The following is a 13,566-nucleotide window of genomic DNA, read 5'->3' on the forward strand; positions in this document are numbered from 1 at the left end:
GCAGGCTTCCTGATAGTTTACCCCGCATGCAGAGCTCCGACGCCCTCGACCGCGCTCCCCGCGCGGTGCGCCGGGCCCACCTGACGATCGCCACCGCCTTCGCACTGCACGGCGCGGTGAGCGGTACGTTCGCCACCCGCATCCCCTGGATCAAGGACCATCTCCACCTAGGCGCGGGCCAGTTGGGCCTCGCCCTGGTGTGCCCGGCGATCGGCTCGTCGCTGCTGATGCCGGTGGCCGGACGGCTGATGCACCGGCTCGGCGGGCGCGCCTCGCTGCGGCTGCTGCTCGGCCTGTGGTGCGCCGCGCTGGCCCTGCCCGCGGCGATGCCCGGCCTGCCCTGGCTCTGCCTGGCCCTGCTCGCCTTCGGCTCCTTCGCGGGCACCGCGGACGTGGTGATGAACGCGCTGGGCGTGGCCGTCGAGGAGCGCAAGGGCAAGTCGATCATGTCGGGCCTGCACGGGATGTGGAGCGTCGGCACCCTGATCGGCGCGGCCATCGGCGTGCCCGCGGCACACGCCGGCCTCGACGGGCGGATCCACCTGGGCGTGATGGCCGCCGCGCTGGCCGCGATCGCCGTGGTGGTGTGCCGGTACGCCCCCGACGTGCAGCCGGCCCCGGACGAGGACGCGCCGCCGCGGTTCTCGCTGCCGCCGCGCTCCGCACTGGTGATCGGCGCGGTCGGATTCTGCGCGGTGTTCGCCGAGGGCGGCAGCTCCGACTGGTGCGCGGTCTACCTGCGGGACATTGCGCACGCCTCCCCCGCGATCGCCGCCCTGGCGTACACCGCGTTCTCCTGCACCATGGCGGTCGCCCGGCTGCTGGGCGACTTCGCGGTCCGGCAGCTGGGGGCGGTGACCGCCGTGCGGTCGGGCGGCGTGGTGGCCACGGTCGGCGGTCTCCTGGTGGTCCTCGCGCACAGCCCGGCCCCGGCCATCGCGGGCTTCGCCCTGCTGGGCGTGGGCATCTCCGTGGTGGTGCCGCTGTGCTTCGCCGCGGCCGGGCGGCGCGGTCCGGTGCCCAGCCAGGCCATCGCGGGCGTGGCCACCGTGACCTACACCTCGGGCCTGGTCGCGCCGGCCGCCATCGGCGGGATCGCCGGGGCGACGTCGCTGACCGCGTCGTTCGTCCTGGTGACCGTGCTGACGCTCGGGCTGGTGGCCGGCGCGGGCGTGGTCGGACCGGGCCGCGGCACGACGGTCGCGGCGGCCGGCGGCCGGCCCGTGCCGCTCGACAAGGCGGCCCCCGCGACCCGCGTGGAGTGACAGACCCCGGGTCTCGGCTCGGTTGTGGGAGGCCGAGCCGGGACCCGGTCAGCACCGGCCGGGCCGCCGGTCCCGGCCCCGCACGGTCCGGGGCCGGCGGCCCGGTGCAGTGCCGGTTCAGTGCGGGTTCAGCTGGAGATGGGGTCCAGTTGCTCGGTGGCCGGGCGCAGCGTCCACAGGTCGCCGCCGGGCGGCTCCTCCAGCAGCGGCACCGCGGCCCGCGCCTTGGCGTCCCCCGCGTTGGCCGCGGCCCTGACGACGTCGCTCGCCGCGAACCGCTGGAACTCCAGCTCCGGGTAGGTCCACGCGGCGGCGCCGGTCGCCGCGGGCAGCAGGAAGTCGACGGCGTCGGCGATGCTCGCGCCGGCCGGGTTCCGGTAGCTCCACAGGTCGACGCCGACGTGCCGGCCGATCTGGGCGAGCCGGGTCAGCGCGACCAGGTCGAAGGTGGAGTAGTGCCAGCTGCGGGTGCGGGCCAGCTCCTGCGGCAGGCCGCCGCCCGCGGCGACCTGCGAGTCGATCCGCTTCGGCTCCGCGGCCAGCACCGTCTGCCGGGCCAGGTCGCCGTGGCCGGTGGCCAGTTGGAGCGCGGCGAGCTGCATGTCGAAGAACGTGCCGTGGTTGTTGTCGGCGTCGGCCTCGGCCGCGGCGAAGGTGCCGCCGAGCCAGGTGGTGAAGTCCGCGTACCAGCCCTGCATGCCCTGGTGGTCGGCGCGCGACCAGCCGGGGGCGCCGATGTCGAGGATCGCGGTGGCGTCCAGCACGTCGGTGAACTGCTGCGAGAAGTCGATGATGCCGATCGCCCGGCCGTCGGTCTTGCAGGGGATGATCTGGCCGTGGTCCAGGTTCGGGTTCATCCGGGTCGCCGGGTCGGTGAACCAGGTCCGCAGGATCGTCGCGGCGTGCTCGGCGTAGGCGGCCCTGCCGGTGTAGTACCAGGCGAGGCTGAGCGTGTAGACGGAGGCGAACATCTGGCCGCGGCCGTCGTGGTCGGTGATGGTGTCGACGTCGGGGTTGCGCACCCCGTCCTTCTGCACGTACGGGCAGCCCCAGGGGTTGTCCGCGGTCTTGGGCTGGGTGGGCCACCAGTAGGGCGCCTGGCTGAGGTAGTCGTGCTTGTCGCCGCCGGGCGGCGTCTGCGGCTTGGAGGTCACGGTCCAGGGGCCCTTGGTGAGCCAGCCGTCGGCCTGGGCGGTCAGCCGGGCGAGGGTGGCCGTGAGCGCCGGGTCGCCGCGGTGCAGCGCGATGCTGGCCCGCTGCAGCCGGGTCCCGTCGAGCACCACGGTGTGCGGGGCCGGACGGACCGGCGGGCGGAAGTCGCCGTGGCGGTCGGCCGCGCCGGCCGGTGAGTTCGACAGCAGCAGCGCGGCCAGCGTGCAGCCGGCCGCGAGCAGGGCGGTGAGCCCTCTCCTCATCTCACGCTCCCAACTACTCATGTATGTGAACGATGTTCAGTCCTACGACCTGATGGAGGGTAGGGTGGGCCGCGTACGAGGGCAATGGCCTGGACCGAACAACTTCCCTGCTACGCGATGGAGTTCAGCGGGCTGCACGCGGGACCCGGGCATCCGGCGGCGCGGCGGCAGGCGGGCGGAGGGGTGCGCGCAGGTGGGTCGGAAACACCGCGACCTCCCGGCGGCGGACGGCACGCAGCAGGAGGTCAGGGGTCCGGCGGGCGCGCACGGGGGAATCGAGCCCGCCGGACCGTGACTCCACGGTAGCGGCCCCCTCGGGGATGTTGGGCGCCTGAGGCATCAATTCATGCCGCGCGAATACGCCATGGCAGGGGCGCGCCGCGATCACCCTTACGAGGCACGGGAGTTGACGCCGCAGGTGACGGCGACGTCAGCCGGCGGTCAGGTCCTGCAGCCCGACCACCCGCAGCAGTTGCAGCCGCTGGTAGGACTCGGAGCCGGGCCGCGCGGTGTAGACGATCAGCTGCTGGTCGTGCCCGGCGCTCAGCAGCACCTCGCAGTTCAGTTCCAGGTCGCCGACCACCGGGTGCCGGAACCGCTTGGTGTCGGAACGCCGTACGGCCACCTGGTGCTCCGCCCACAGCCGGGCGAACAGCGGGCTGGCCGCGCGCAGTTCGGCCGCCAGCGCGGCCGCCCGCGGATCGTCGGGCCGGGACGCCAGGATCGCCCGCAGGTTCGCCACATGGCTGCGGGCCAGCGTCTCGTGGTCCTCCTCGGGGAACAGCGAGAGCGCGTCGGGGTCGGTGAACATCCGGCGGATCACGTTGCGCAGGTGCGGCGGCCGCGCGAAGACGTCGCCGGACAGCGCCGCCGCCATGGTGTTCTGCGCCAGGACGTCGCCGATGTCGCTGATCACCATCGCGGGCGTGTCGTGCAGCCGGTCGAGGATGAGCAGCAGCCCGGGCCGCACGTGCCCGCTGCTGCCGGTCTCACGCGGCGGCTCCTCCCCCGCCAGGTGGAACAGATGGTCGCGCTCGTCGGCGGTCAGCCGCAGCGCGCGGCCGACCGCGGTGAGCATCTGCCGCGACGGGTGCGGGCCGCGGGCCTGCTCCAGGCGCGTGTAGTAGTCCACCGACATGCCGGCGAGCTGGGCCACCTCCTCGCGGCGCAGCCCGGGGGTGCGGCGCCGCGCGCCCTCGGACAGGCCCACGTCGGCGGGGGCCAGGCGGGTGCGGCAACGGCGGAGGAAGTCGGCCAGTTCTGTTCTGTCCACGGTTCCAGGATGCGGCGGCACGCGCGCGGTATCCAGGGAGTGCCGGTCCCCGGATCGGAAGGTCTCTCCCGCCCGGCCGCCGGCCCGCACAGGCTGGGTCGTGGAAGCCGCAGGAGCCACCCGACGCCCGGCCGGGCGGAGCGGCGGCAGTGAGGAGCGACATCATGAGGATCCTGGTCACCGGAGCCACCGGCCAGGTCGGCCGCCGGTTCGTCCCGCGGCTGCTGCAGCGGGCGGCGACGTCCGGCAGCGGCGACACGGTACGGGTGCTGGTCCGCGACGGGGCGCGCGCGGAGCCGTTCGTCCGGCTCGGCGCGCAGGCCGTGACGGGCGAACTGCGCGACGCCGCGGACGTCCGCAAGGCGGTCGAGGGCGTCGACACCGTGCTGAACATCGCCGCGTCCTTCCGCGGCGTGCCCGACGAGGAGGCGTGGGCGGTCAACCGGGACGCCGCGCTCGCCCTCGGCCAGGCCGCGGTCGACGCCGGCGTCACCAGGTTCGTGCAGGTCAGCACGAACCTGGTGTACGGCGCGGGGCGCGGCAGGCCCTGCGTGGAGGACGACGAGCCGGCGGCCGGGCCCGGGCCGTGGGGCGCCTATCCGGCGTCGAAGGCGGAGGCCGAGGCGGGGCTGGCCGCGCTGGCCCCCGCGCACGGCCTCGACCTGCGGATCGCCCGCCTGGCGTTCGTGTACGGCGAGGGCGACCCGCACCTGGCGTCGGCCATGCGGTGGGCCGGCGACTGGGCGGCCCACCACCGGCTGCACATGGTCCACCACGCGGACGTCGCACAGGGGCTGCTGCGGGTGCTGTACTCCGCGGACGCGGCCGGCCGCACGTACAACATCGCCGACGACGCGCCGGTCACCGCGGTGGAGCTGCACCAGCTCAACGGTGTCCCGGTACCAGCCGACCTGGCGGACCGGCCGCTGCCGGACCCGTGGGACGGCATCGTCTCCCCGCTGCGCCTCCGCGACGAGCTGGGGTTCCGCCCCCTGTACCCCTCGGTCTGGACGGCCCGCGACGCCGGAGCGCTCTGAACCGCCTGGTGCTGGTCGGCGGCCTCCGGCCGGCACCCGCTGACGGGCCCGCTGCGACCGGCGCCCGCTGACCGCCACACGGGCACCCGCCGGCTTGCCCCCCGCTGGCCCGCTCCCGCTGACGGCGCGGCGCCCGCACGGGTGGCGTGGCGCGGGGCCCGCGCGTGGCGCGGGGCGGTGGGGCCCGGCGGTCACCAGCCTTGGGGGCATGATCACGGGACCTGCACGAGCGGCACGTCCGGCGGCGGCCCTGGACGGCGTGCTGCGCCGGATGCGGGGACTGGCGGACGCGCTCCCGGCGCACGACGGCGTGGCCGTGTTCAACGGCGTCTACCTGGCCGTCACCGAGGAGATCGCCCGCCGGCTGGCCGCGGGCGAGTTCGCCGACCCGCGCACCGCGGCCGGACTGGCCGTGCGGTTCGCCGGACGCTACCTCGACGCGGTGGACGGCGGCCCGGGCGCCCGGCGCCCGCCGGACTGCTGGCGGGTCCTGCTGCGGCGCCGCGCCGACCGCGCCCTGCACCCGCTGCAGTTCGCGCTGGCCGGCATCAACGCGCACGTCGGCCACGACCTGCCGCTCGCGGTGGTCGACACCGGCCGGGCGCTCGGCTGCCCGCTGCCGTCTCTGCGCGGCGACTTCGACCACGTCGGCCAGGTGCTGGAGCTCATCGAGACCCGGGTGCGCGAGCAGCTGATGCCGGGCCCCGACCTGCTGGAGGCGGCCGAGCCGCTCACCCATCTCGCCGGGGCCTGGTCCCTGGCCCGGGCCAGGGACGGCGCCTGGGGTGCGGCCCGCCTGCTGTGGATGCTGCGGCGGCACGGGGACGCCGCCGGGGAGTGCGTGGAACTGCTGGACGCGACGGTCGCGCTGGCCGGCCGCCTGCTGCTCGCACCGCTGCCGCTGCACGCGGCCGGCCCGGCCCTTCCCCCCTCACCCGCACCGCCGCGGCCGGCGGCGCCGCAGGCCGGTCGCCGCCGCTCGCCGCGCCTGGTGCCTCAGTCCTCCGGCAGCAGCACCGGCGCGATCTCGTCGTAGACGTCGCCGGGGCCGGGGTTGAGCGGGTCGGTGCTGCCGCCGAGGTGGTGCATCACGCCCCACACCGCGTTCAGCGCGGTCTGCACCGCGCCCTCGGCCCAGCCCGCGGTCCACGAGATGTCGTCGCCGGCCAGGAAGATGCCGCGCTTGTCGGCCGGCAGCGCGTCCTGCATGAAGTGGGTGAACAGCCGCCGCTGGTAGCGGTAGTGGCCGGGCAGGTTGGCCTTGAACGCGCCCATGAAGTAGGGCTCGTTCTCCCAGGAGACGGTCACCGGGTTGCCGATGATGTGCTTCCTGATGTCGACCCCGGGGTAGATCTCGCCGAGCGACTTGAGCATGACCTCCATCCGCTCGTGCGCGCTCAGCGGCAGCCACTTCAGGCTGTCGTCGCACCAGGTGTAGGACAGGCAGATCGCGGCCGGCCGGTCCGGGCCGTCGTCGAGCAGATAGGTGCCGCGGGTCATCCGGTCGGTGAGCGTCATCGACATCGTGTCCCGCCCGGTCCGCGGGTCCTGGTCGAGCCAGAACGGCCGGTCGACGGGCACGAACAGCTTGCTGGACTCCATGTAGTGGGTGCGCTCGATGGCCGTCCAGTGGTCGATCGGGAAGAGCGAGTCGTCGCAGGCGATCTTCGACAGCAGCATCCAGCTCTGCGCGGTGAAGACCGCCGCGCGATAGGTGCGGATGTCGCCGGAGGCGTCGGTGACGGTGATCCGGTTGCCCGCGGTGCGGTGCAGCCCGGTGACCGCGGGGCGCGGGTCGCCGCCGTGCAGCGAGCGCAGCGAGGTGCCGCGCGGCCAGTGCAGCAGCTTGTCCGGCTCGCGTTCCCACAGCCGCAGCGGCAGTTGCTGGCTGCCGCCGACGATGCCGCGGTGGTCGTCGTCGGCACCGGTGTAGACGACCCGCAGGATCTCCAGGATCGAGTTGGGGAAGTCGGTGTCCCAGCCGCCGGTGCCGAAGCCGACCTGGCCGAAGATCTCGCGGTGCCGGAACGAGGCGAACGCCGGCGAGTCGCAGAGGAATCCGTAGAAGGTCTGGCTGTCGAGCTTCTCCACGAGCGCGGACCAGATCGCCCGGATCGCGGGTATGTCGCGGGTGCGCAGGGCGCGCTGCATCGCGGCGAAGTCCGCGCCCTCCTCCAGGCAGGTGTTCCAGGCGTGCATCACCTGCCGGTAGACGTCGGGCAGGTCCTCCAGCGACGTGGCGTAGTGCGACTCGCCCTTGAGGTCGACGACGGTTGAAGGGGTGCCCGGCGCGAGCGGGTTGGGGAACGGCCGGGTCTCCAGCCCCACCAGGTCGACGTAGTGCTGGAAGGCGGTCGACGACGGCGGGAAGCGCATCGCGCCCATCTCCGCGGTCAGCGCGGGGTCGCAGCCGTCGAACCCGACCGTGCGCAGCCGGCCACCGATCCGGTCGGCCTCGTACACCACCGGCTTCAGGCCCATCTTCATCAGCTCGTAGGCGGCGACGATGCCGGACAGGCCGCCGCCGATCACCGCCACCTCGGTACCGTGCTCGGTCGCCGGCACGGACCCCAGGCCCGCCGGGTGGGCGAGGAAGTCGTCGTAGGCGTAGGGGAAGTCGGGGCCGAACATCGTGATGGGCGGCTGCGCCTGCGCCTCGATGTGCTGCTCGTCGTGGACGGCGGTGGGCACGGACGTCATGGGGCGGGTCTCCTGGGTCGTGCGGGTCCGGCGGTGCGGAGAGAGGGGAACGGGGCGGCGGCGGGAGCGGGTCAGGTCAGGTCAGGTCAGGTCAGGCCGCGGTACAACTCCGGCCTGCGGTCGGCCAGATAGGGCGTCTCGGCGCGTGCCGCGCGGAGCACCTCGGGGTCGGCCTCGGCGACGAGCAGTTCGGGCCCGGCGCCGGCCCGGGCGCGCACCGCGCCGTCGGGGCCGGCCAGGCAGCTGAGCCCGGCGAAGTCGAACTCCCCTTCCGGACCGCAGCGGTTGGCGTAGGCGACGTGCATGCCGTTCTCGTACGCCCTGGCCGGTACGAGGACCTGCGGGACGAACTCGTAGGGCCGCATCAGGGCGGTGGGCACGACCAGCAGTTCGGTACCGGCGAGCGCGTGCACCCGCACGGCCTCGGGGAACTCCACGTCGTAGCAGATGAGCAGGCCGATCCGGACGCCGTCGACGGTGGCCTGCACCAGCGGCCGGTCGCCGGGGGTGAACACCGCGCGCTCGTAGTCTCCGAAAAGGTGCGCCTTGCGGTAGACGGCCAGGCCGGTGCCGTCCGGGCCGACCAGGCGCACCGAGTTGAACACCGTGCCGGGGCCGCTCCCCCGCTCCGGGAAGCCGTAGGCGATCGCCAGGCCGTGCCGGGCCGCGATCGCGTCGACCCGCGCGGCCGACGGGCCGTCGGCGGGCTCCGCGAGGCCGGCGACGCGGTCGCCGAGGGCGTAACCGGTGAGGAACAGCTCGCTGGTCGCCAGCAGCCGGGCGCCCTGCGCGGCCGCCCGCGCGGCGGCCTCGTCCAGGGCCCGCAGGCTGTCCGCGACGCTGCCGGGAACGCCGGGCGGGCCTTGGAGCAGGGCGGTGCGCAACGGCGCCATGGGGCCTCTTTCGCCTGGTCAGGTGGGGTGTGCAAGCACTGGTTCGACGGTACGTGGCCAGGCCGTGCGAACGGAAGGCGCGAACATTGCATCGGATGAGGCGATCCGTTGCGTCTTTTCCGGGCGATCCGGCGATTCGTTGCGCCCATCCGTCGCCCCCGGCGTGCTCCTCGGCGGAGCGGCACCGGGTACGGCCCGCCGTACGGCCCCGCGCACCCGCAGGCGACGGCGGGCGCCCGCACCCCTGGTCGGGGTACGGGCGCCCGCCGTCGACAGGCCGCGTGGGCGGTCAGCGCCCGGCGGTCACCGGAAGCGCTGGTCCTTGCCCTCCTGGCCGAGTTCCCGGGTTCCCTTGCCGCTCTCCTCGACGTTCATGTCGGACTCGATGCGCTCCTTGCGCAGCCGTCCGTGGACCGTCTTCTGCTCGGTGTGCTCCTCCACGCGCATCCGCACGCGTTCCTTGGGCACCACCCGGGTGTCGATGATCGCCTCCTCCTCGTGGAGGGTGATGTACTGGTCGTCCTCGGAGATCTCCGGGTTCATCCCGGCGCGGGTGGCCTCGGTGATCGGCTCGCGCTCCAGCCGCACCTCCTCGTGCCGGATCGGCACGGTCTTCTCGACCTCCTCGACCTCCACGTACTTGTGCATCCGGGCCCGGCCGGTGGCGTGCCGCTCGACGTTGACGACCATCTCCTCCTCGGAGCGGGTCATCGCCTCGCCCTCGGTGAGTCCGCTCCTGCCGCTCTGCGCGGAGCGCTCGCCGGCCGCGGCGCGCTCGGCCGCGTAGCCGGTCCCGGTCCCGGTGCCGGCCTCGCTGCCGGACATCCCGGTGTCCGCGCCGCCCGCGGTCTTCTCGCCGGAGCCGCTCATGCCCTCGCGCATGCCGGCGGAGGTGCCGGCCTTGGGACCGCGGTCCATACCGGCGTCGGCGCCCATGCCCGTTCCCTCGTCGATGCCGGCCGAGGTGCCCCGGCCCTGCTCACCGCCCGGCTTGGCGTGCCTGCCGGAGCTCGCGGCCGTTCCCGCGGCCCCCGCGGCTGCCGCCTTCTCACCGGCCGCGGCTCCCGAGGACTCCAGTCCGTAGTAGCGGTAGAGGTGCCGTTCCTCCTCCACCGAGAGGTGTCCGCCCGAGTCGACGTCGACGTTCGGCGCGCCCTTCACCTTGTCCTTGTCGTACGGGATCTCCAGGTGGTCCTGGACCAGCCGGGCGGAGCGGGTCGGCACGAAGGTCTCGCTGTTGCCGAAGAGACCGGTCTTCACCGTGACCCACTCGGGATTGCCGGTGGCGTCGTCCAGGTACATGTGCTTGGCGTCGCCGATCTTCCGTCCCGAGGAGTCGTGGACCGGATGGCCCACGACCTGGGATATCTGCTCGCGCGTGATCATGTGTCGCCTCCTCGAGGGACTGCCGTGGCCGATCTCCGATCGGACCTCACCACAGCGCGTTACCCCAACCGGCGGGTCAAAACATCATGTTCACGGACAATCACGACATTTGACAACGATCGCCTGCCGTGCCGCGGGGCTGCGGAGCGGGGCCGGGCCCGGCGCCGGGGCGTCAGTCCGGGCTGCCCGCCCCGTAGCGGCGCAGCAGCGGGGACAGCACCAGGACCGACTTGGTCCGGGTCACGAAGGGCTCGCCGGCGATCTTCTCCAGCACCCGCTCGAAGTGGCGGACGTCGGAGGCGAAGACCTGGACCACGGCGTCGGCCTCGCCGGTGACGGTCGAGGCGGAGGCGACCTCCGGGTACCGGGCGAGGCCGCGCCGGATGTCGGAGGGCGAGGTGTTGTGCCGGCAGTACAGCTCGACCAGCGCCTCGGTCTGCCAGCCCAGTGCCGCGGGGTCGACCCGCACCGTGAACCCGGTGATCGCGCCGGCGGCCAGCAGCCGGTCGACGCGGCGCTTGACGGCCGGCGCGGACAGCCCGACCTCCGCGCCGATGTCGGCGTAGGAGCGGCGCGCGTCGGCGGCCAGGGCGTGGACGATGCGTTCGTCGAGTTCGTTCAGCGGCACGTCGGGAGTGTCGCACGGAGGCCCGCCCCCGGTCCTCCGGGCGCCCCGCGCGCCGGGTGCCCGGGCACCCGGCGGGTGCCCGGCGGCGGCTACTGCCAGCTGGCGTGCAGCGGCTGGCCCTCGGCGTAGCCGGCGGCGCTCTGCACCCCGACCACGGCCCGCTCGGCGAACTCCGCCAGCGAGCCGGCGCCCGCGTAGGTGCAGGAGCTGCGCACGCCCGCCACGATCGAGTCGATCAGGTCCTCCACGCCCGGCCGCACCGGGTCGAGGAACATCCGCGACGTCGAGATGCCCTCCTCGAACAGCGCCTTGCGGGCCCGGTCGTACCCCGACTCCTCGCTGGTGCGGTTGCGCACCGCGCGCGCGGAGGCCATGCCGAACGACTCCTTGTACAGCCGGCCGTCCGCGGTCTGCTGCAGGTCGCCGGGCGACTCGTGGGTGCCGGCGAACCAGGAGCCGATCATCACGTTGGACGCCCCGGCGGCCAGCGCCATCGCCACGTCCCGCGGGTGCCGCACGCCGCCGTCGGCCCAGACGTGCTTGCCGTGCCTGCGGGCCTCGGCGGCGCACTCGAGCACCGCGGAGAACTGCGGGCGGCCGACGCCGGTCATCATGCGGGTGGTGCACATCGCGCCGGGCCCGACGCCGACCTTGACGATGTCGGCGCCCGCCTCGATCAGGTCGCGCACGCCCTCGGCGGCGACCACGTTGCCGGCGGCCACCGGCACGTGCGGGTCCAGGTCGCGCACCGCGCGCACCGCGCTGAGCATCGACTCCTGGTGGCCGTGCGCGGTGTCCACCACGAGGGTGTCCACGCCGGCGTCCAGCAGCTGCTTGGCCTTGCCCGCCACGTCGCCGTTGATGCCGACGGCCGCGGCGATCCGCAGCCGCCCCTGGGCGTCGACCGCCGGGTCGTACAGGGTCGCGCGCAGCGCGGCGGTGCGGGTGAGGATGCCGGCCAGCCGCCCGTCGGCGTCCACCGCGGGGGCGAGCTTGCGGTGCGCGTCCTCCAGCCGGTTGAAGGCGTCCCGCGGGTCGATGCCGGCGTCGAGCAGCAGCAGGTCGGTGGACATCACCTGGGAGAGCTGGGTGAACCGGTCCACACCGGTCAGGTCCGACTCGGTGACCACGCCGACCGGCCGCCCGTCCTCGACGACCACCCCGGCGCCGTGCGCCCGCTTGGGCAGCAGCGCCAGCGCGTCGGCGACGGTCTGGGAGGGGGCCAGGGTGATGGGCGTGTCGAGCACCAGGTGGCGCTGCTTGACGTACCCGACGACATCGGTGACCACGTCGATCGGGATGTCCTGCGGGATCACCACCAGGCCCCCGCGGCGCGCGACGGTCTCGGCCATCCGGCGGCCCGCGATCGCGGTCATGTTGGCCACCACGAGCGGGATGGTGGTGCCCGTGCCGTCGGGGGACCGAAGGTCCACACCCTGGCGGGAGCCGACCGCGCTGCGGCTCGGCACCATGAACACGTCGTCGTACGTCAGGTCGTACGCGGGCTGCACATCATTCAGGAAACGCATCTTGACTCTCTCACCTGCGAAAACATCAGACAGCGGGCGGGGAGTCAGTCCTGAAGCCGCATGACGCCGAACTGTGGCTCCTACGCCATCATCCTGGACGGACGGCGTTCCTGCACAGCCGTGGCGGATGTCTGGAGGTTTCCCCAGCCCGGCGCCGGCCGTCCTGTCGTTTCGTCCAGCGTCCGCGCCCCGGCCGCCCCCGACCGGGGCGCGGACGAGTGCGGACGGGCGCGGGACGCGGCTGCCCGTGCGAGGGCGCCCGTCCGCGAGGAGGCTGGAAGCAGAGCCATCCGTGGGAGCGACGAGAGGATCGCCATGAAAGCACTCGTCTTCAACGGTCCGGACCGCGCGGCCTGGCAGGAGGCCCGCGACCCCGGAATCCAGGAACCGACCGACGCGATCGTGCGGGTCGAGGCGACCACCATCTGCGGCACCGACCTGCACATCCTGGCGGGCGACGTGCCCGACGTACCGCCCGGCACGGTGCTCGGGCACGAGGCGGTGGGCCGGGTGGTGGAGGTGGGCAGCGCGGTGCGCGGCGTGCGGCCCGGCGACCGGGTGCTGGTCTCCTGCATCAGCGCCTGCGGGCACTGCCGGTACTGCCGCGAGGCCGCCTACGGCCAGTGCACCGGGGGCGGCGGCTGGATCCTCGGCCACCTCGTCGACGGCACCCAGGCCGAGTTCGTGCGGGTGCCCTTCGCGGAGATGTCGCTGCACTCGCTGCCGGAGGCGGTGCCGGCCAAGGAGGCGGTGCTGCTGTCCGACATCTTCCCGACCGGCTACGAGGTGGGCGTGCTCAACGGCCGGGTGCGCCCCGGCGACACCGTCGTGGTGGTCGGCGCCGGACCGGTCGGGCTGGCCGCGATCGCCACCGCGCAGCTGTTCTCGCCGGGCCGGATCGTCGCGGTGGACCTCGCCCCCATCCGGCTGGAGGCCGCCAAGCAGATCGGCGCCGACGCCATCGCCACCGCGGCCGAGAGCGAGGCCCTGGTCGCGGACCTGACCGGCGGGCTCGGCGCGGACGTGGTCATCGAGGCGGTGGGCCAGGCGGCCAGCTTCGAGCTGTGCGCCCGCATGGTGCGCCCCGGCGGCCACCTGGCCAACGTCGGGGTCCACGGCGCGCCGGCGACGCTGCACCTGGAGGATCTGTGGATCAGGAACCTGACGCTCACCACCGGGCTGGTCGACACCTTCTCCACCCCCACCCTGCTGGGCATGCTCACCGACCGCAGGCTGCCGGCCGCCGGGCTGGTCACCCACACCTTCGAGCTGGGGCAGATGGAGGCCGCCTACGACGTCTTCTCCCGGGCCGCCGACACCGGAGCCCTCAAGGTCGTCCTCGGCGAACCGCAGCACGACGAGCTGACGTTGCGGGCGGCGGCGGCCGCCTGACCGGCCGCATGACCGGCCGCCTGACGCCGCTGGCCCCGCGGCCGGGAG

Annotated in this window: 10 protein-coding genes and 1 pseudogene; 4 read left to right on the forward strand and 7 right to left on the reverse strand. The window is 74.2% G+C overall.

From position 1 onward, the window contains the following. The first annotated feature begins 26 nt into the window (after nt 1-26). Complete coding sequence (locus ACH4TG_RS25280) at nt 27-1,265, forward strand: MFS transporter (RefSeq protein WP_398244778.1); 1,239 nt, start codon at nt 27-29, stop codon at nt 1,263-1,265. Nucleotides 1,266-1,393: 128 nt separating this feature from the next. Here the strand turns inward: ACH4TG_RS25280 and ACH4TG_RS25285 are convergent, their stop codons facing one another. After that, nucleotides 1,394-2,680 (reverse strand): alginate lyase family protein, encoded by a 1,287-nt coding sequence (locus ACH4TG_RS25285; protein WP_398244779.1) that lies wholly within the window; start codon nt 2,678-2,680, stop codon nt 1,394-1,396. 430 nt (nt 2,681-3,110) lie between these two features. After that, nucleotides 3,111-3,953: a helix-turn-helix transcriptional regulator gene (locus tag ACH4TG_RS25290; protein WP_398244780.1), complete on the reverse strand. Its 843-nt coding sequence runs from the start codon at nt 3,951-3,953 to the stop codon at nt 3,111-3,113. A gap of 164 nt (nt 3,954-4,117) precedes the next feature. On the opposite strand from ACH4TG_RS25290, the gene ACH4TG_RS25295 reads away from it, so the two are divergent. Both ACH4TG_RS25295 and ACH4TG_RS25300 read left to right on the forward strand, forming a co-directional pair. Further along, a complete protein-coding gene (locus ACH4TG_RS25295; protein WP_398244781.1) occupies nt 4,118-4,990 on the forward strand; it encodes an NAD-dependent epimerase/dehydratase family protein in 873 nt (290 codons plus the stop codon). Between the two features lie 208 nt (nt 4,991-5,198). Continuing rightward, nucleotides 5,199-5,888, forward strand: a pseudogene (locus ACH4TG_RS25300) (DUF5995 family protein); the annotation flags it as partial. Between the two features lie 98 nt (nt 5,889-5,986). Here the strand turns inward: ACH4TG_RS25300 and ACH4TG_RS25305 are convergent. The 5 genes from ACH4TG_RS25305 to ACH4TG_RS25325 all read right to left on the reverse strand — a co-directional run bounded on the left by ACH4TG_RS25305 (nt 5,987) and on the right by ACH4TG_RS25325 (nt 12,126). Continuing rightward, nucleotides 5,987-7,690: a flavin monoamine oxidase family protein gene (locus tag ACH4TG_RS25305; RefSeq protein ID WP_398244782.1), complete on the reverse strand. Its 1,704-nt coding sequence runs from the start codon at nt 7,688-7,690 to the stop codon at nt 5,987-5,989. A gap of 86 nt (nt 7,691-7,776) precedes the next feature. Next, entirely contained in the window at nt 7,777-8,583 is an 807-nt protein-coding gene (locus ACH4TG_RS25310; RefSeq protein WP_398244783.1) for a carbon-nitrogen hydrolase family protein, read from the reverse strand. 303 nt (nt 8,584-8,886) lie between these two features. Beyond that, the gene (locus ACH4TG_RS25315) at nt 8,887-9,969 is read right to left on the reverse strand and encodes a PRC and DUF2382 domain-containing protein (RefSeq protein ID WP_398244784.1); all 1,083 of its coding nucleotides are present in this window, start codon (nt 9,967-9,969) and stop codon (nt 8,887-8,889) included. A gap of 172 nt (nt 9,970-10,141) precedes the next feature. Then, nucleotides 10,142-10,597 (reverse strand): Lrp/AsnC family transcriptional regulator, encoded by a 456-nt coding sequence (locus tag ACH4TG_RS25320; protein ID WP_398244785.1) that lies wholly within the window; start codon nt 10,595-10,597, stop codon nt 10,142-10,144. An 89-nt stretch (nt 10,598-10,686) separates the two neighbouring features. Beyond that, a complete protein-coding gene (locus ACH4TG_RS25325) occupies nt 10,687-12,126 on the reverse strand; it encodes a GuaB1 family IMP dehydrogenase-related protein (protein WP_398244786.1) in 1,440 nt (479 codons plus the stop codon). Nucleotides 12,127-12,441: 315 nt separating this feature from the next. Here ACH4TG_RS25325 and ACH4TG_RS25330 point away from each other — a divergent pair, with 315 nt between their 5' ends. Beyond that, nucleotides 12,442-13,518 (forward strand): alcohol dehydrogenase catalytic domain-containing protein, encoded by a 1,077-nt coding sequence (locus ACH4TG_RS25330; protein WP_398244787.1) that lies wholly within the window; start codon nt 12,442-12,444, stop codon nt 13,516-13,518. Nucleotides 13,519-13,566 lie beyond the last annotated feature (48 nt).

This window comes from Streptomyces sp. NPDC020917 (genome assembly GCF_044333795.1).
Classification (GTDB): Bacteria; Actinomycetota; Actinomycetes; order Streptomycetales; family Streptomycetaceae; genus Actinacidiphila.

Bases quoted from the DNA above. Each gene is read 5' to 3' on its own strand.
- ACH4TG_RS25325 (WP_398244786.1), bottom strand. From the start codon at position 12,126: ATGCGTTTCCTGAATGATGTGCAGCCCGCGTACGACCTGACGTACGAC.
- ACH4TG_RS25295 (WP_398244781.1), top strand. From the start codon at position 4,118: ATGAGGATCCTGGTCACCGGAGCCACCGGCCAGGTCGGCCGCCGGTTC.
- ACH4TG_RS25310 (WP_398244783.1), bottom strand. From the start codon at position 8,583: ATGGCGCCGTTGCGCACCGCCCTGCTCCAAGGCCCGCCCGGCGTTCCC.
- ACH4TG_RS25305 (WP_398244782.1), bottom strand. From the start codon at position 7,690: ATGACGTCCGTGCCCACCGCCGTCCACGACGAGCAGCACATCGAGGCG.
- ACH4TG_RS25315 (WP_398244784.1), bottom strand. From the start codon at position 9,969: ATGATCACGCGCGAGCAGATATCCCAGGTCGTGGGCCATCCGGTCCAC.
- ACH4TG_RS25280 (WP_398244778.1), top strand. From the start codon at position 27: ATGCAGAGCTCCGACGCCCTCGACCGCGCTCCCCGCGCGGTGCGCCGG.
- ACH4TG_RS25285 (WP_398244779.1), bottom strand. From the start codon at position 2,680: ATGAGGAGAGGGCTCACCGCCCTGCTCGCGGCCGGCTGCACGCTGGCC.
- ACH4TG_RS25330 (WP_398244787.1), top strand. From the start codon at position 12,442: ATGAAAGCACTCGTCTTCAACGGTCCGGACCGCGCGGCCTGGCAGGAG.